Source organism: Methylocystis sp. SB2, from assembly GCF_049817085.1.
Classification (GTDB): domain Bacteria; phylum Pseudomonadota; class Alphaproteobacteria; order Rhizobiales; family Beijerinckiaceae; genus Methylocystis; species Methylocystis rosea.
The window spans coordinates 819,427-836,144 of record NZ_CP187401.1; the positions used below are offsets into that span (position 1 = coordinate 819,427).

General features: G+C 62.8%; 16 protein-coding genes. 10 read left to right on the top strand and 6 right to left on the bottom strand.

Going from position 1 to position 16,718, the window contains the following annotated elements:
• Window positions 1–2: 2 nt before the first annotated feature.
• The 5 genes from ACPS74_RS04215 to ACPS74_RS04235 all read right to left on the bottom strand — a co-directional run bounded on the left by ACPS74_RS04215 (window position 3) and on the right by ACPS74_RS04235 (window position 4,711).
• The gene (locus tag ACPS74_RS04215; RefSeq protein ID WP_029651799.1) at window positions 3–218 is read right to left on the bottom strand and encodes a hypothetical protein; all 216 of its coding nucleotides are present in this window, start codon (window positions 216–218) and stop codon (window positions 3–5) included.
• Between the two features lie 62 nt (window positions 219–280).
• Window positions 281–1,090, bottom strand: coding sequence for a formylmethanofuran dehydrogenase subunit C (locus ACPS74_RS04220; RefSeq protein ID WP_029651800.1), 810 nt, complete (start codon window positions 1,088–1,090; stop codon window positions 281–283).
• Window positions 1,087–1,995 carry a formylmethanofuran--tetrahydromethanopterin N-formyltransferase gene (gene fhcD / locus ACPS74_RS04225; protein WP_029651801.1) on the bottom strand — a complete coding sequence of 303 codons (909 nt, stop codon included), beginning with the start codon at window positions 1,993–1,995 and terminating at the stop codon, window positions 1,087–1,089. Before fhcD ends, ACPS74_RS04220 begins: the two co-directional genes overlap by 4 nt.
• Window positions 1,983–3,620: a formylmethanofuran dehydrogenase subunit A gene (locus tag ACPS74_RS04230; protein ID WP_029651802.1), complete on the bottom strand. Its 1,638-nt coding sequence runs from the start codon at window positions 3,618–3,620 to the stop codon at window positions 1,983–1,985. The genes fhcD and ACPS74_RS04230 overlap by 13 nt, the downstream gene beginning before the upstream one ends.
• Complete coding sequence (locus ACPS74_RS04235) at window positions 3,611–4,711, bottom strand: formylmethanofuran dehydrogenase (RefSeq protein ID WP_029651803.1); 1,101 nt, start codon at window positions 4,709–4,711, stop codon at window positions 3,611–3,613. Before ACPS74_RS04235 ends, ACPS74_RS04230 begins: the two co-directional genes overlap by 10 nt.
• A gap of 348 nt (window positions 4,712–5,059) precedes the next feature.
• Between ACPS74_RS04235 and pqqA the strand changes: the two genes are divergently transcribed.
• Both pqqA and ACPS74_RS04245 read left to right on the top strand, forming a co-directional pair.
• The gene (gene pqqA / locus ACPS74_RS04240; protein ID WP_083481414.1) at window positions 5,060–5,137 is read left to right on the top strand and encodes a pyrroloquinoline quinone precursor peptide PqqA; all 78 of its coding nucleotides are present in this window, start codon (window positions 5,060–5,062) and stop codon (window positions 5,135–5,137) included.
• Between the two features lie 134 nt (window positions 5,138–5,271).
• Window positions 5,272–6,333 carry a cytochrome-c peroxidase gene (locus tag ACPS74_RS04245; protein WP_029651804.1) on the top strand — a complete coding sequence of 354 codons (1,062 nt, stop codon included), beginning with the start codon at window positions 5,272–5,274 and terminating at the stop codon, window positions 6,331–6,333.
• 126 nt (window positions 6,334–6,459) lie between these two features.
• On the opposite strand, the gene ACPS74_RS04250 is transcribed toward ACPS74_RS04245, so the two are convergent.
• Window positions 6,460–7,080 (bottom strand): response regulator transcription factor, encoded by a 621-nt coding sequence (locus ACPS74_RS04250; protein WP_029650955.1) that lies wholly within the window; start codon window positions 7,078–7,080, stop codon window positions 6,460–6,462.
• 108 nt (window positions 7,081–7,188) lie between these two features.
• Here ACPS74_RS04250 and ACPS74_RS04255 point away from each other — a divergent pair, with 108 nt between their 5' ends.
• The 8 genes from ACPS74_RS04255 (at window position 7,189) to ACPS74_RS04290 (ending at window position 16,711) form a co-directional block, all read left to right on the top strand.
• A complete protein-coding gene (locus ACPS74_RS04255) occupies window positions 7,189–8,520 on the top strand; it encodes an ATP-binding protein (RefSeq protein WP_029650953.1) in 1,332 nt (443 codons plus the stop codon).
• 205 nt (window positions 8,521–8,725) lie between these two features.
• On the top strand, window positions 8,726–9,454 hold the full coding sequence (locus ACPS74_RS04260; protein WP_029650950.1) for a DUF1614 domain-containing protein: 729 nt from the start codon (window positions 8,726–8,728) through the stop codon (window positions 9,452–9,454).
• A gap of 316 nt (window positions 9,455–9,770) precedes the next feature.
• Window positions 9,771–12,170: a TonB-dependent receptor gene (locus ACPS74_RS04265; RefSeq protein ID WP_029650948.1), complete on the top strand. Its 2,400-nt coding sequence runs from the start codon at window positions 9,771–9,773 to the stop codon at window positions 12,168–12,170.
• Between the two features lie 91 nt (window positions 12,171–12,261).
• Window positions 12,262–12,663 carry an EF-hand domain-containing protein gene (locus ACPS74_RS04270; RefSeq protein WP_029650947.1) on the top strand — a complete coding sequence of 134 codons (402 nt, stop codon included), beginning with the start codon at window positions 12,262–12,264 and terminating at the stop codon, window positions 12,661–12,663.
• A 65-nt stretch (window positions 12,664–12,728) separates the two neighbouring features.
• Window positions 12,729–13,907, top strand: a complete 1,179-nt coding sequence (locus ACPS74_RS04275; protein WP_029650945.1) for an ABC transporter substrate-binding protein — start codon at window positions 12,729–12,731, stop codon at window positions 13,905–13,907.
• A gap of 131 nt (window positions 13,908–14,038) precedes the next feature.
• Window positions 14,039–14,992 (top strand): YVTN family beta-propeller repeat protein, encoded by a 954-nt coding sequence (locus ACPS74_RS04280; protein WP_029650135.1) that lies wholly within the window; start codon window positions 14,039–14,041, stop codon window positions 14,990–14,992.
• A 145-nt stretch (window positions 14,993–15,137) separates the two neighbouring features.
• Window positions 15,138–15,884 carry an ATP-binding cassette domain-containing protein gene (locus tag ACPS74_RS04285; protein ID WP_029650137.1) on the top strand — a complete coding sequence of 249 codons (747 nt, stop codon included), beginning with the start codon at window positions 15,138–15,140 and terminating at the stop codon, window positions 15,882–15,884.
• Window positions 15,881–16,711: an ABC transporter permease gene (locus tag ACPS74_RS04290; RefSeq protein ID WP_029650139.1), complete on the top strand. Its 831-nt coding sequence runs from the start codon at window positions 15,881–15,883 to the stop codon at window positions 16,709–16,711. Before ACPS74_RS04285 ends, ACPS74_RS04290 begins: the two co-directional genes overlap by 4 nt.
• Window positions 16,712–16,718: the final 7 nt, after the last annotated feature.

Here is a 16,718-nt window from a genome sequence, read left to right on the forward strand (position 1 = left end):
GATCAGATCTTGTCGCCTTCCGCTCCCGGCCGCGCGCAACGCCACTTCGTAACCGTCAGTTGCGGGTGTTCGCCGCACCATTGAGCGATATATGGCATCGCCTGCATCATGCAATTGCTGGTCGAGCCCGTGGTCGATTCGAGGACGAGCTTACGCTCGTCGCAGGCGGCGGGCTGCGCCAGCGTGCAGACAGTAAGGATGAGTTCGACGAAATTCATCGTAATCTCCTTGCTAAGCGCCCGCTCGAGGGCGTTTCGCTTCTTAGCAAGGGTAATGCCCGTCAGTCGGGGGTCAATATCTCGCCCTTGCCAAAGACCGCCGTGTCGCCGCCATAGCGGCGCAGCTTGCGCGACAGGAGATCGGCGGCCGGGGCGCTATGATCCCTCAGAGAACGTGCGAAAAGCCGTGCGAAGGTCAGCTCATGTGCGCCGCAGTCGACATAGGTCGAACCGAAGCAGCCGCCGCGGGCGAGCACAATCGAGCCGCGCTTGTTGAGATAGCCGACGCGCCCCTTGGCCTCGCCCAAAACCAGGATCGTGCCGGCGATGACGCGTGCGCCGAGATCTTCGCCGGCGTCGCCCTCGATGACGAGAATGCCGCGACGCAGCCGATCGCCGGCGCGTTCGCCCGCCTTGCCGCGCACGATGACGCGCCCGCCAGCCATGCCGGCGAGTTCGCCCGCGAGCGGACCGGCGAGGAAATCGCCGACGTCGCCTTTGATCTCCACCTCGGCGCCGAGATTGCCCGAGGCGGCATGCGGGCCGGCGTTTCCAGCGACGGTGATCCTGCCGCCCTTGGCCAGACGGCCGCACTGCGCCCCGACGTCGCCTTCGACATGAATCTCAAAGCCAGGCAGAAGCTTTGCGCCGAGAAGATCGAAGCGCGCTGAGCCGCCCTCGAAGCGAACAGTCTTCAGATCGCCTTCCGAGACTTTGAAGAGGTCGCCGACTTTCGTCGAAATGCGCGTCACGCCGATCTCGATCGCTTCGATCTGCGCGACGGATTTTCCCGCGAGGCGGTCGGGCGTCAGCGCCGAAAGATCGACGCGCTGCGGCGGCTCCTGGCGAAGCGTGAAGGTAAAGGGCTTCACGGCAGCAATTCCTTCAGATGATAATGAAACGGCCCAAGCTTGCCGCCGTAATTGCCGGCGCCGACGCGCTTGGCGCCCTGCTCCGGTCCCATCTCGATGATGGCGTGAAGCCCCGCGCGCATCGCCTCGCGCACGACGTTGTCGGTCAAGCCGTCGATGACGATTTCGAGCACGCAGCCGATATCCGCGTCGAGCTCGCTTTTGGTGACGCCCCGCAACGTTGGGCAATAAGCGTCATTGGTCGACGCGCTCATGCCCTTGTATTTCGAACCGACCTTTGATCCCGAGCGCACGATGCCGCCGGGGAACGGCGCAATGGCGTCGGCGACGCCGTCGATCGCCGAGACGGCGGCCTCGGTCGCGCGCATGGTCTTGTCCCAGTCCGCGCCCATGATCAAAAGATTGCCGCCGCCCACGGATTTTTTCGTCAGGCCGACCTTGCCTTCGCAGAAAAACTCGCCGTCCATCACCGGCACGCGCCAGTAGCGCCGATCATCGACGACCTTGGACATCTGCCACTTGTCGCCGAATTGGCGCAGCGCGTCGCCGACCTTGATCTCGAATTCGCCCGCGACCGTCGAATAGACCGCGGAGCCGGGGCAGGTCAGCACGCATTGGCCGAGTCGGTTGACGAGCTGCTTCTCCGCATCTTTCGACGACATGGCGAAGAGCAGCGCGCGAACGCCCGGACGTCCGTCCGGCGTTTCTTCGGGCGGCACTTCGCGATCGATTCCGGCCTCGCAGCCGCAGCCGATGACCGACGTTGCAAAACCCGTCATCGTCAGCGCCGCCTGCCGCGCCCATTTGGCGTTCGGCGCGGTGATCAGAATGCCCGTCCCGCTCATGGGGAAGGCTTCGGCGAAATTGTCGTCGATCGTCACGCCGTTGCGAATTATATCCGGCATGGAACCTCCGCAAAGGCGTCCTTGTGCGGCAGCGCCGCGTCAGGCACGTCGAAAATGCTGCGCGGCAGGCCGTAAAGCTCGTCGTAATAGGAATCGAGACGCTTCGTGATCTGCCGATCGTAACGCGGGCGAATATGCAGCGTCTTGCCGCGCGTGTAATGCGAGACTTGGCCATCGCGCACGACGAGAGCGCCGTCCTTGAAGACGAGCGCCGCGCGCCGGAACATGCCGGCGACGTCGCGTCCGGGCTTGTAAACGGCGATGTCGGCGACGGCGCCTGGACTGAGCCGGCCGCGATCGACAAAGCCAAAGAGCTTCGCAGCGCCGGAGCGGCTCATCTGCGCGATTTCGTAAAGCGTGTATTCGCGCGAAATCGACGGCAGCGTGGTGTGCTCCAGCACCTCAGCCGGAAGACGCGCAAGATGCTGCGCGCGAAGATCGGCGCTCATCAACAGCGCGAAGAGTTCCGGATAGGTCGTGAAGGGACCGCCGTTCGGATGGTCGGTGGTGAAGAACACCTGCTCGGGATTTTCAATGAGCAGGAAGAGCTCCAGGCCCGCCGCCCATTGAATGGCGTTGTAGTAATTTGAAACCTTATAGACGTAGGGCACGATGCCGCCGCCATTGGCGTCGCCGTCGAAGATCGCGCCCTTCTTCGGGATCGCGCCGGGCAGGCTGTTGAACTGTTTCAGAACGTCGGACGAAATCGTCACCGTGTCCGAGAACATCACCTGGCCGACGTCGACGGAAACATTCGGATTCGCGTTGATCTTCTCGGCGAAGAGCGCGCCGGCCGACGAGAAGCCGTTCTTGCCTTCCTTACCATAGGCGTAGAATTGCACATGCGCGAGATGAAGCGGCAATCCCTGCGCGGCGTCTATGGTCGCGAGCGCCGTGTCGATGTTGCCGGCAAGGCCGAGATTGTTCATGTGCAGATGCAGCGGATGGGCGATGCCCAACGACTGAGTCGACTTCTGCAGCGCCTGGAAAATCTGGCGCGACGTCAGCCCGTAAAACGGCACGACGTCGTCCAGCCCGAAGGCGCGCATGTTCTCCTTGAAGGCCTCGACTCCGCCGGGATTGATGCACTTTAAGCCGAGCGAACGGGTGTTCTCGACGGTCTGCGCGACGTAATCGTTGATCGCGCCGTCCTTCTCACCGTCGCGCAACATGCCGAGCAGAAAGTCGTCATTGCCGAGCACGGTGAGCGCGCCCTTGTCGATGATCGGCACGTCGTTGAATTCGAGATGGGTCTGCAGCGCGTGATGCGGCGCCATCGCCGGCTCGACGACCGTGGTGAAGCCCATCTGCGCGTAGAGACGGCCGGTCTCGTAGCTCGACCATTTGGCGGTCGACAGCGGCGTGTCGGCGAGCCGCGCGCGAATCGCGCGATGCAGCTCCGGCAGCAGCAGTCGCGCCGTGTTCACATTGCCGCCGGCGATGTGCGAATGGATGTCGATTGCGCCGGCCATGACGATATGGCCGGAGACGTCGATCTCCTTGTCGGCGCTGCGCCCGTCGGGCCGCTCGACGATGCGGCCGTCCTCGAACCACACGTCGCCGATCGCGTCCTGGCCGGTCGCCGGATCGACGATATGGCCGCCGCGCAAAACTGTCAGCGCCATGCGCCCTCCGAAACTTCCGCCATGATGGCGCCAATCGCCTGCGCGACGCTTGGCGCATCCGTCGGCGCGCTTGCCCTGCGCAGCGTCATGCCGCCGGTTTCCTGACTCATCAGCACCGCGTCATGCGTGACGCCGGGCTGACCGACTTTGATGAACAGCCCGCGAGACGGCGCCGCCTGCGCCGGCGCGAGCGTGATGAGCGGGATGTCGGAGCGAGACCAAGCGGGTTTTTCGCCGTCGAAGGCGGAAATCCACAGCGCCGCATCGGCCTCGCCGCTGTCGACGAGCCGCGAGGACTCGAAACGCCACGGGTCGTGCTCAGGATAACCACGGCCAAAGCCCGTGCGCGGCGGAAAGCCCGTCATCCAGCCCGCCGTCTGGGTCACGCCCGAAGCGCCGCTGCGGCCGCCGATATGAACGCCGGTGAATCGGGTCGTGGCGTTGAGCTCGATCACCAAAGCCTGCAGCATTTCGATCGCCAGCGGATCGAGCGTCGACGCCGACCAGACGAAGACGCCAAAGCGCGCGTTTCGCAGCGTCTCCACGAGGCCGTCAATAAGCGCGACTTTTTCGGCGTCCAGCGCCACCGGCCGTACGCCGAAGCGGGCGCGCCACGCCGCCAGCACGCCGGAAAGCTCCTGCACAGAGGCCGGAATGACCTTTGCGCCTGGGACGGCGTTCGCTTCGTCGCCGTCCGGCCCGACCCAGATCACCTTGCGCGGCTGCTGCGCTTGCGCCCCGCGGCGCGGCGTCTCGGCAAGCGCAAGGCGTTCCAGCATGCCAGGCCAGGCTTGAGTCAGTCCCGGGCCGATCAGCACGACGCAGTCGCCGCGAAGGCGCGCTTCGTTCGCCGTCGTCGTGAACATGCCGAAGGAACGCTTGACGTCGATATCGGCGAGCGTTTCGCGCGACGCGAGATGATCGAAGGCGCCCTTCAGACGCTCCGCCAAAAGGATCGCGGCGCGCGCGCCGGCGACGTCGGCGCCAAGGCCGGCGATGAGCGGAAAGGCCGCTTCCTTCAGAATTTTGCCGGCATGTCGATAGGCGTCGCCAAGCGCAATCGCCTTGCCGTCGAGCGTTGCTGTCTCCATTCCTACCCCGATTTGCGACCTGCCCTGGCCAAGCTTGAAAGCTTAACGGCGAAGTGAGCGCTATCCATTTGTTTTTTAGCGCCTACTCGCCGAGCCGGGCGGCTCCTCCCGCGTTTTGCTTATGCCTATCAGCCGTCACGGCGACTGTCGAGACGTCCGGCTGCGTCATTTGCATTCGAGGCCCCACAGAAGCATTCGGCTGTCGTCGCAAGCGGCCGATATTGTGCGCCGCATCCCATTTGCGAAGCGGCGGCGATCATGTTAAATGCTGCGCCGAGCTTAAACCTGCGGGCGCGACGCGCCACATAAGCAGGCAGAGCCGTAGAGAGTCCTAATACGGAGGAAAAAATGGCCTGGACGACTCCCGTGATTGTCGAAGTCTGCGTCGGCATGGAAATCACCAGCTACGAGTCCGCCGAGATCTAATTTCGGCGCGGCCTTCGCCTTGCCGAAGCCGCCAACGAATTCCAAAAATCGAGCCGGCAAAAAGAGCGCTGCGCAAAGCGGTTGCGCTTTTCGTTTCGCCGGCTCGAATCATTTTGGCCAACGTCGGCGAACGAATGGCCACGAACAGGAGCGTCGACGTGCGCGCGCCTTCTTTTTTCATCGCCCTCGTCTCTCTCCTCTTCATCACTGCGACCGCCCACGCGGAGCCTCCGAACGCGAAGACGCTTCTTGAGGACGCGAAACAGAATTTCCACCCGATCGTCGTTCCCTCGCCTGGCAATGATTCGGTGACGGCGGCGCGAATCGAGCTTGGTCGCCGATTGTTTTTCGAAAGCCGCGTGTCGATGGACGGCAACGTCAGTTGCGCGCATTGCCATTTGCCGGAGAAGCAGGCGAGCGACGGGCTGCCGAAGGCGATTGGCGTGTTCGGCAAGGAAAATCCGCGCAACGCGCCGTCGATCTTCAACGCCGCGCTGAATTTCAAACAGCATTGGCGCGGCGATCGCGAGTCGCTCGAAGACCAGGCGGAAAAATCGCTGCTCGGCCCTGTGAGCTTTGGTAATCCCGATCAAGCGACGGCGATGAGCAAGCTGAAGGCGGTTCCCGCCTACGCCGGCGCCTTCGCCAAGGCGTTTCCCGGCGACAAGGACCCGATCAATTCGAAGAATTGGGGCGTCGCGGTCGGCGCCTTCGAGCGCACGCTGCTGACGCCCTCTAAATTCGACGCCTTCCTCGCGGGCGACGCTTCGGCGCTCACGAAGCAAGAGGCGGCGGGGCTGCGCAAATTCATCGATCTGGGCTGCGCCTCTTGCCACAATGGCGCGGGCGTCGGCGGCAATTCCTTCCAAAAATTTGGCGTTGTGAGCGACTACTGGAAAGAAACAGGAGTCACGACGCCCGACAAGGGTCGCGCCGACGTCACCAAGAATGATGCGGACCTCTATGTCTTCAAGGTCGCGAGTCTGCGCAACGTCGCGCAGACGGCGCCCTATTTCCACGACGGGTCGGTCGACGATCTGACCAAAGCCGTGAAAATCATGGGCAAGACACAGCTCGGGCAGGATCTGTCGGAGAAGGATGCGGCCGACATTGTCGCCTTTCTCGGCGCGCTGACGGGTCCGATTCCGCCGAATTATTCCGCGCCGGAGCCCTATCCGGACGCCGAGACGAAATAGCCCGCGCGTCCCCTCTCCCGCTCGCGGGAGAGGGTGGCCCTGCAAAGCAGGGCCGGGTGAGGGCCCTCATCCGTCGTCGCTTCGCGACGACACCTTCTCCCGCATGCGGGAGAAGGGATACGCATCTCACGTCAGCTTGTGTTCGAGCGCGATGCGCATCAGCTCCATCGGCGTGCGGGCGCCAAGCTTTCGTTTCATGATCGAGCAGCTGTTGGCGATCGTCTTGTAGGAGACTTGAGTCGCATCGGCGATCTCGGCCATCCCGAGCCCGCGCCCGAGCATTCGCAAAATCTCCAATTCACGCGCGGTCAACGCGGAGAGTGGACTGGCCGCCGCGCCGCTCTTTTCGAAGGCGAGCCGATTGGCGATTTTGGGCATAAGAAAAACGCCGCCGGACGCGACCTCGCGCACCGCCGTCAGCAGAAGATAGGGATCGTCGTTCTTCGTCACATAGCCCTTTGCGCCCATCTGAATCGCGCGCGCCGCAAAAATCGGGTCGTCGTTCATGCTAAAGACGACGACGCGGGCCTGCGGATCAGCTTCAAGAATCCGCCGCGTCAACTCGAATCCGGAAACCCCCGGCAGGCCGATGTCGACGACCGTTATATCGGGCTTCTGCGCCACGAAAGCGGCGAGACCCGTCTCCGCGTCTCTCGCGTCGACGACGTCGATGTCGCCCTCACCGGCGAGCATCGCCGCGCAGCCGGAAACGATGATCGGATGGTCGTCAACGATAAGAACGCGCATAATCGCTCATGGCTCCAAGAATCCCGGGCCTCCCGAAGGCAGGCGGGAAAACATTGCCGGCATTTGGGGCCTTTCGTAAAGCCGCACGCTTCTCTAGAGAATTTGCCTATGCTTCGAAGGCTCTCCCTGCGCCTTCGCCTGTCGCTGCTGCTCGGCGTCGTGCTTGCGCTGGGATTGGCGCTCGGCGTCGGCCTGCTCGTATTGCATGCGGGCGCGCGCGTTCGCGCCGAAGCCGACGGCGCGACGCGCCTTGCGCGCGAACTCGTAGAAGCGACGCTAACGCGACTTGACGCGGCGCCAGACCCGCAAGCGGAGATCGCGCGACTTCTCGCCGACGCGCGACGGCTGCGCCATGTTCGCGTCACGCTCGCCGGAGAGGAGACGCACGCGCGGGAGGACGTCGACCGTGCGCCGCAGTGGTTCACCCGGCTCGTGCTGCCGAACGCCGCTGTGACCCGAATCGAAACCGGCCGGGGGGCCGCGATCATGATCGCTTCCAATCCCGCCGATGAGATCGCCGAAATTTGGCAGGAGATCGTTTGGCTCGCGATCGGAGGCGCGGGAATCGCCGTCGCCGCCTTCGCGCTCGTTTCGCTCGCCGTGTCGCGAACGCTGCGTCCGGTTGCCACGCTCGCGGAGGGCCTGCAGCGTCTCGAGCGCGGCGAACATTCGATGCGCGTTCCCGCCGATGGCTCTCCAGAATTCGTCATCATCGCCGAACGGATCAACGCGTTGGCGGCGACGCTGCAACGGCTCGACGAAGAAAATCGCAGGCTCGTGCGGCGCATGATCCATGTGCAGGACGAAGAGCGCAAAGACATCGCGCGCGACCTGCATGACGAGATCGGCCCTTTTCTTTTCACTGTGCGCGCTGGCGTTGGCGCATTGGCGCGCCGGGCGACCGCGCCGGGCGCAGACCCGATCCGGCTCGCAGAAGATTGCGCCCGCATCGACGCACAGATCGCCGCTCTGCAACAGGTCAACAGACGCATTCTGGGACGGCTGCGTCCCGCCGCCCTCGAGGAGATGGGACTTGCCGACGCGTTAGAGGCGCTGGCGCAAGGCTGGCGCGAAACCAACCCGAAGGTCGGCATCGCGCTGTCGCTGGACGGCGCCTCCGGGGACATCGAAGAGGCGACCGCGCTCACCGCCTATCGCATCGTGCAGGAAGCGCTCGCCAATGCGTTAAAGCATTCGGGCGCCAATCGGGTCGAGGTCGTCGTCAAGCGGTCGACGGGCGCACTGCATATTGTCGTGCGGGACAATGGGGCGGGTCTCCAAGCCGCTCGTTCTCCATCTTCGAGCGGTCTCGGCTTGCGCGGCATGGGCGAACGAGTCGGCGCGCTCGGCGGCGCGCTCACGCTTGCGAACGACGCAAAGGGCGGCGCGCGGCTAACCGTGTCGCTGCCGATGCGCGAGGGCGGAACGGCGCGTCACTGAACGAAATCCAGTCGCGCGCCTGATCGGCTTGCGCGGTCGGGAGCGGCGCAACACGACCCGCGATGAAGTCAAGCCAAGGGCGTTCCGTCTCGCTTCGGCTCGGCCCTTCGCCTAACTGAGACTCAACTCAACTCAACTCGACTCGCATCGCTTCGCCCCTATATGCGGCTTAACGGTCGACGCACCGCAATCCATGGGGTGGCGCGTGTACTCACAACATGTTGACTATCTCCCGCTGCCGCCAATCCTCTACGCGGTCTTCACGGGCGCGCTCATTGCGCTGTTCCTGCTGATCCAGTTTGGCGTGCTTCGCTATGCTTTCGGCCGCATAGGCCTGAGCTCGAAATATGCGACGCTCCTCCTGTTCGCGTCGCTTCTGGGAAGCTATGTGAACATTCCGATTACGCACTTCGCCGACGAACGCGTCGTTCCTCAAGAGATGATCGACTTCTTCGGCAGGCGCTATGTCGTCCCCGTGATCGTCGATTGGCCGGGCATGATACTGGCGGTAAATGTCGGCGGCGCCGTTATTCCGCTGTTGCTTTCGATCTATCTGCTGGCCCGCAATCGCATCTGGATCGTGGCGTCCTTGGCGACGGCGATCGTCGCGGTGGTCGTCCATTTCTTTGCGCGGATTGTGCCCGGCGCCGGCATTAGCGTGCCGATTCTGGCGCCGCCGTTGTTGTCGGCGGCTCTCGCTATTTTGCTGTCGCGCGATTTCGCTGCGCCGGTCGCCTATATCAGCGGCAGTCTCGGCACGCTCATAGGCGCTGACCTACTCAATCTTGATAAGCTAGAGGGCATCGGGACGCCGATCGTCTCCTTTGGCGGCGCAGGAACGTTCGACGGCATTTTCGTCACGGGAATTCTTGCGGTCCTGATCGCGAGCCTGCCCTTGCGGCGCAATATCACTGGCGTTTCGGCGACGACTTAACCCGATCTGCGCGAGCCAATAACAACATGCGAGCCAGCGTGTTCGACGCGCGGAGATCGGGCGTCGATGACGATATGCAGTCGGATGACCGACAGGTTGTTGACGCTGGAGCGCACGGCCATCCGCCTTTGCCGACGAGTCGGGAAATATTCCCGATCTATGCGGGAACCCGTCCGAAGTTTTCCGTTATTTTTCAGAAGTGTAGCCGTCGCGCAACAGACGGGAAATATTGCCGGTTTGTCGCCTTGCGCCACTACCGGCCGCGAGCCTCATAGCTATAAGTCGTTCAACAGGATTGAATGTTCCAGGGCTCTCAATGCGCTACGTCAAGCAGGTCTCGCTCATCGCTCTTTGCGCGTCTCTCGCCACAACAGCCCGCGCGCAGCAGGCGCTGCCGACGATTGAGGTAGGGGGCGCGCCTTTGCGTTCGACCGCGCGGCCGCCTGTTCAGACGACGCCCTCAACCCAGCGCGCGCCGACAGGTCGGGCGTCGGTGACGTCAGCGCCTGCGACGCCTGCTCTGCCGGCGTCTCCGATCGTGCGTTACGCTGTTCCAGCAGCGACCTACACGATCACCGGCAACGAACTCCAGAACACGCGCGCCTTCAGTCTCACGGACAACCTTCTCCGTCAGGCGCCTGGCGTCACCGTCAACGACGTGGCGGGCAGTCCCTTCACGCCGGAGGTCGATTTCCGCGGTTTCGTCGCCTCGCCCATCGCCGGAACGCCGCAAGGCCTCGCCGTCTATCAGAACGGCGTGCGCATCAACGAAGCCTGGGGCGACAACGTCTACTGGGACATGATCCCGAGCGTTGCGATCGATCGCTTCACGCTCGTGACCGGCAACCCGCTGTTCGGCCTCAACGCCATCGGCGGCGCCGTCACGCTCGACATGAAAACCGGCTTTACATGGCAGGGCTTCGAACTCGACGGACGTTTCGGCAGCCGCGGCCGTCGCCAAGCATCGATGCAGCACGGTCTCATCTCTGGGCCGTTCGCCACCTACATGGCGATGGAGGCGCTTGGCGACGACGGCTACCGCCAGTTTTCCGGCGCGCACATCAAGCGCTTCTATGGCGATGTCGGCTACCGCGGCGAGAGCGGCGAGATCCACGCCAATGTGACGCTCGCCAATAACAAGTTCGGCGTTTCAGGGCCGGCGCCTGTGGAGCTAACCAATATCGACGAAAGCGCGGTTTACACGACGCCACAGACGATCAAGAACACGCTGTCGATGTTCGACCTCAACGGCGTGTTCCAGGCGACCCCGACATGGAAGCTTTTTGGCGACATGCACTACCGCGCCTTCGATCAGGCGAGGGTCGACGGCAATACGACCGATTTCGAATGCGAAGCGGACGAGGCGCTCTGCGAGAGCGGCGCCGGCGACACAAATATTCCCAATTTCTTCAACGGGCAGTCGCCGCTCGGGGTGATCGATCGAACCTGGACGCGTTCGCGCACCGTCGGCGGCACGGTGCAGGTCACGAACGACGATGTGTATTTCGGCTTCCACAACAAGATCACCTTCGGCGTCAGCTATGATCACGGCTGGAGCGCCTTTAGCGCCAATGAGGAGCTGGGAATCATCCAGCCCAATCTCGCCGTCGGGGGGATCGGCTACATTGTCGAGGAGCCGGCGTCGGGCATCTCCAGCGTCTCAGTCAAGGCGGCGAATGATTATCTCGGCGTCTATGCGCTCGACTCGCTCGATCTGACGGACGATCTCAAGGTGACGGCCGGCGCCCGTTTCAATCGCGCCGGCATCGCGCTTTACGATATGGTCGGCACGACGCTGAACGGCAATGGCGTTTTTACGCGCATCAATCCGGTCGCGGGCCTGACTTACAAAATACTGCCGAACGTCTCCGCCTACGCCAGCTACTCCGAGGCGAACCGCGCGCCAACGCCGCTCGAACTCGGCTGCGCCGATCCCAATCGACCTTGTCTGATAGACGCCTTCCTCGTGGCCGATCCGCCGCTGAAGCAGGTGGAGGCGCAAACGATCGAAGCGGGCTTTCGGGGGGATATTGCCGTTCCGACGGTCCTGCCCGCCTATGCCGATGCGCTGCCCGGCAATCTCAACTGGAGCCTTGGCGTCTTCCGCACCTATAGCTTTAACGACATTCTGAGCGTGCCGAGCGCGATCGCCGGACGCGGCTATTTCACCAACGCCGGCACGACGCTGCGACAGGGCTTCGAATCATCCTTCCGCTATACGACCGAGCGCGTGAACGCCTTCCTCAGCTACACGCTGACCGACGCGACGTTCCGCTCGACGATCGTGCTTGGCTCGCCGAACAATCCGCTGACGCAAATTTTTGGCACCGGAGGCTCGATCCTTGTCACGCCCGGCGCCAATCTCACGTCGACGCCACGTCACCGGTTCAAAGCGGGGATCGATTTTGCAGTGACTCCGCTGTGGAAGGTTGGCGCGGACGTCCACTATTCCTCGGGTCCCTGGCTACGCGGCGACGAGATCAACCTCGCGGGCACGCTGCCCTCCTATGCGATCCTTAACATGCGCACCTCTTATCAGCTTGGCCCCAATATTCAGGTCTATGGCCTGCTCGAAAATGTCACCAACACCCGAGCGCGTAGCTTCGGCACGTTTTTCGACACAACCAGCATCTCCTTTCTCGCCTTCAACAACCCGCGCATGGTCTCGGTTGGGCCGCCGCTCGGCCTCTATGGCGGCGTGAAGATCACCTTCTGACGCCGGGAGGCTGGAATGTCGCAGACCGCTAGCCGGTTCGGCAGGGCCCGCGCTATATTGCTTGCGATGACCTTACTCAAAGGAGTCGCACATGAAGAAAGCATTGCTATTCGGCGCGCTGGCGCTTGCTGCAGTCACGGCGCTGCCGGCGACGTCCGCGCTCGCCAAGGCGAGCGGCCCCGTCGCCGCGCTCGACACCGACGATGACGGAACTGTCGATCTGAAGGAAATCAACAAGTCTGCGACGGACCTCTTTACGCGTCTCGAGAAGGACTCGGACGGGACGGTCGACATCAAAGAGCTGAAGGGACGCGTCTCGAAGAAGGACTTTAAAACCGCCGATCCGGACAATGACGGCACGCTCTCCAAGGACGAATTTCTGACGATGGTCTCCTCCCTGTTCAAGGACGCGGATCCCGACAATGACGGCACGCTCGACGCCAAGGAGCTTGCGTCCAAGAAGGGCAAGGCGCTGCTGCGCGTGACACGGTGAATCGAGGAAGGCGCGCGGGTTCCGAAGAACTTGATCCTGCGCGCCAAAGCGGCCATCTAGGCAAGATGAGAAGCTTGGTCGCCGCCTTCTGTTTCGTGCTTTTCGCCGCGCCGGTCGCGGCGGAAACGGTCAACGTCAAAGTCGGCGTATTGCGCGAAACGCACGCCCGAGAAACCCTCTCTATTCTCGATATTCCGGCCGCCGACGATACGCTGGCCGGGGCGCTGATGGGCGCGGCCGACAACAACACCACAGGCAAATTCACCAACCAGACGTTCGAGGCGATCGACGCCAGGCTCGAGGACGGCGATGACGTCGTGGCGGCCCTCGACGCGCTCCTGGACAAGGGCGCGCTGTTCATCATCGCCGATCTTTCGGCAGAACGTCTGCTTGCCGCTTCCGAGCGCGCGAAGCCGAAGGGCGCCGTGCTTTTTAATGTCTCCGCCACGGATGACAGGCTTCGCGAAAATGACTGCCGCGCCAATGTCATTCATGTCGCGCCGACGCGTTCGATGCTCGCGGATGGGCTCGCGCAATATCTCATCTGGAAACAATGGCGGCGTTGGCTCCTCATCAAGGGCTCGCATCCCGAAGACGAACTTTTGGCGCAAGCCTTCCGCAACAGCGCCAAGAAATTTGGCGCGAAGGTCGTCGAGGAACGCGTCTATGAAGACACCGGCGGCGGACGCCGCAGCGATTCCGGTTCGGTGCAGACCCAACGGCAGATTCCGGTCCTGACGCAAAACGCGCCCGCCTATGACGTGCTGGTCGCCGCGGACGAGAACGAGGTCTTCGGGGGCTATCTTCCCTACCGCACCTGGGACCCCCGTCCTGTGGCAGGCTCAGGCGGCCTGATGCCGACGAGCTGGGACGCCTCACATGAGCAATGGGGCGCGCTTCAGCTGCAGAACCGTTTCACCCAGACGTTCAGGCGCCAGATGAATGCGCGAGACAATGCGGCGTGGCTCGCCATGCGGATGATTGGCGAAGCCGCAACGCGCACTGGGTCGAACGACCCCGAGAAGCTCCGCCTCTACCTGCTCGGCAACGACTTCTCGATCGCCGCATTCAAAGGCGTGCGGCTTACGTTGCGGCCCTGGAACCAGCAATTGCGCCAGCCGATACTGCTTTCCGACGGACGGATGATCGTCTCGGTTTCGCCGCAGGAAGGCTTTCTCCATCAAACGAGCGAACTCGACACGCTTGGAGTCGATCAGCCGGAGTCGAAATGCAAATTGAAGTGAAGAACGCCCCCTCCCCACCCCTCCCCCGCTGCCGCGGGAGAGGGAGCAGATTCGGCCTCTCGCTCCTTTTCGCGAAACGCCGATCGTTAGCGTCCCCTCTCCCGCGAAGCGGGGGAGGGACAGGGAGGGGGTTGTGGGTCGCGGCGCTGCTCGCAACTTTGATCGCGCCCGCCCACGCCTATAAGGCGTACGTCAGCAACGAGAAGGGCAATTCCATCACCGTCCTCGATACGGACAAGCTGGAAGCGACAGCGACCGTGAAGGTCGGCCGACGCCCGCGCGGCATTGCGCTCAACAAGGACGGCTCAGAACTCTATATCTGCGCCGGCGACGACGACGCCATTCAAGTGCTCGACACGAAAACGCTCAAGGTCACCGGCAAGCTGCCCTCGGGCCCGGATCCCGAGCTTCTGGCGCTCAGTCCTGATGGCGACGTGATTTATGTCTCGAATGAAAACGACAATCTCGTCACGCTCATAGACGTGAAGAAGAAAGAAATGATCGGCGACATTCCCGTCGGGGTTGAACCCGAGGGCATGGCGATCAGTCCCGACGGCAAGCTGCTCGTCAACACCTCGGAAACGACCAATATGGCGCATCTGATCGACACGCAGTCGAAACAGATCGTCGCGAATATTCTCGTCGATGCGCGGCCACGTTTCGCCGAGTTCAAGCAGGATGGGTCGGAGCTTTGGGTTTCGTCCGAAGTCGGGGGCACCGTCGCAATCATCGATCCCGCGAAACGTGTGTTGAAGCAGAAGATCAGCTTCGACATTCCGGCGATGTCGAAAGAAGCGATCCAGCCGATCGGCATTTCATTCACGCGTGACGGAAAACGCGCCTTCGTCGCGCTGGGGCCAGCCAATCGCCTCGCCGTGATCGACGCCGAGACGAAAAAAGTCGAAAAATATCTGCTCGTTGGTCAGCGCGTCTGGCACCTCGCTTTCACGCCCGACGAAAAATATCTGCTCACCGCCAATGGCGTCTCAAACGACGTCTCGGTGATCGACGTCGCATCGCTCAAAGTGGTGAAATCGATTCCGGTCGGGGCCTTCCCCTGGGGCGTCGTCGTGGCGCCCCAATGAGTGTGAACCTTCCCGCCTGTCATTCCCGACGCGCGGAGCGCGATCGGGAATCCAGAGCCGCGATCGGCGCTGTTGGCCGTGGCTCTGGATTCCCGGTCATTCGCGTCGCGAATGCCGGGAATGACAATCCTGTCGGAGCGCCGCAATGACCGACGCGCTCGCGATCAAAAATGTCAGCCACTTCTATGGGGCGCGCAAGGCGCTCGACGACGTCAGCTTTTCCGTTCCGGCCGGCAGTTTCACGGTGCTGCTTGGATTGAACGGCGCGGGCAAAAGCACGCTGTTTTCGCTAGTCACACGGCTCTATGCAGCGCGCCAAGGCGAGATTGAGATCTTCGGCCACAATGTCATGCGCGAGCCCGGCGCAGCGCTGCGCCAGCTTGGCGTCGTCTTTCAGGCGCGCACGCTGGATCTCGAACTCAGCGTGATGCAAAATCTCCTCTACCACGCGGCACTGCACGGTATTGGCCCGATCAACGCCCGCCGCCTCGGACAGGCGGCGCTGGCGCGTGCGGGCCTCGCCGACCGCGCCAAGGACAAGGCCCGCTCCTTGTCGGGCGGACAGATGCGCCGCGTCGAAATCGCCCGCGCGCTGCTGCATGATCCGCGGCTGCTGCTGCTCGATGAGCCAACCGTCGGGCTCGACATCAAGGCGCGCGCCGATCTCCTCGCACTCGTCCGCGGTCTGGTGCGCGATCAACATCTCGGCGTTTTGTGGACCACGCATCTTGTCGACGAGATCGCCGACGATGATCAGGTGGTGATTCTGCATCAAGGCAAGGTGCTCGCGACCGACCGGGCGCGGGAGATCGTCGCGGCGCAGGGCGCGGCGACCATTGGCGACGCGTTCGCGCGCATCGCCGGGATCGGTCAGGAGAAGCTTTCGGCATGAGCGAAATTGCTGCGCCGAGAGGCTTCACCCTTCGCCAATATCTCATCTGTCTCTCGGGAGTCGTCTGGCGCGAGGGCCTGCGCTTTCTGCATCAGCGCGAACGCTTCGTCTCGGCGCTGGTGCGCCCGCTCGTCTGGCTCTTTATTTTCGCGGCGGGCTTCCGGCAGGTGCTCGGCGTTTCGATCATCCCGCCTTACGAAACTTACGTTCTCTACGAGGTCTATATCGCGCCCGGCCTGATGGCGATGATCCAGCTGTTCAACGGCATGCAGTCCTCGCTCTCGATGGTCTACGACCGCGAAATGGGCAGTATGCGCACGCTGCTCGTCTCGCCCTTTCCACGCTGGTTTCTGCTCGGCTCCAAACTTCTGGCGGGCGTCGCCGTCTCGATACTGCAGGTCTACGCCTTCCTGGTGATCGCCTATTTCTGGGAGATCGAGCCGCCGACAAAATGGGGCTATCTGACCCTGCTGCCGGCGCTCGCGCTCAGCGGCCTGATGCTCGGCGCGCTCGGCATGCTGCTGTCATCGCTGATCAAACAGCTTGAAAACTTCGCCGGCGTGATGAATTTCGTGATTTTTCCGATGTTCTTCGCCTCCTCCGCGCTCTATCCGCTGTGGCGCGTGAAGGAGTCGAGCCCCTGGCTCTATTATTTGTGCGAGGTCAATCCGTTCACGCATGCGGTCGAACTGATCCGCTTCGCCTTCTACGAAAAAGTCGAGTGGACCTCGCTCGCGATTGTCTTCACCTACACGAGCGCGTTCCTGGTGGCGGCCATACTCGCTTATGATCCAGGCCGCGGCATGTTGATGCGTAGGGGCGGCTGACAATGCG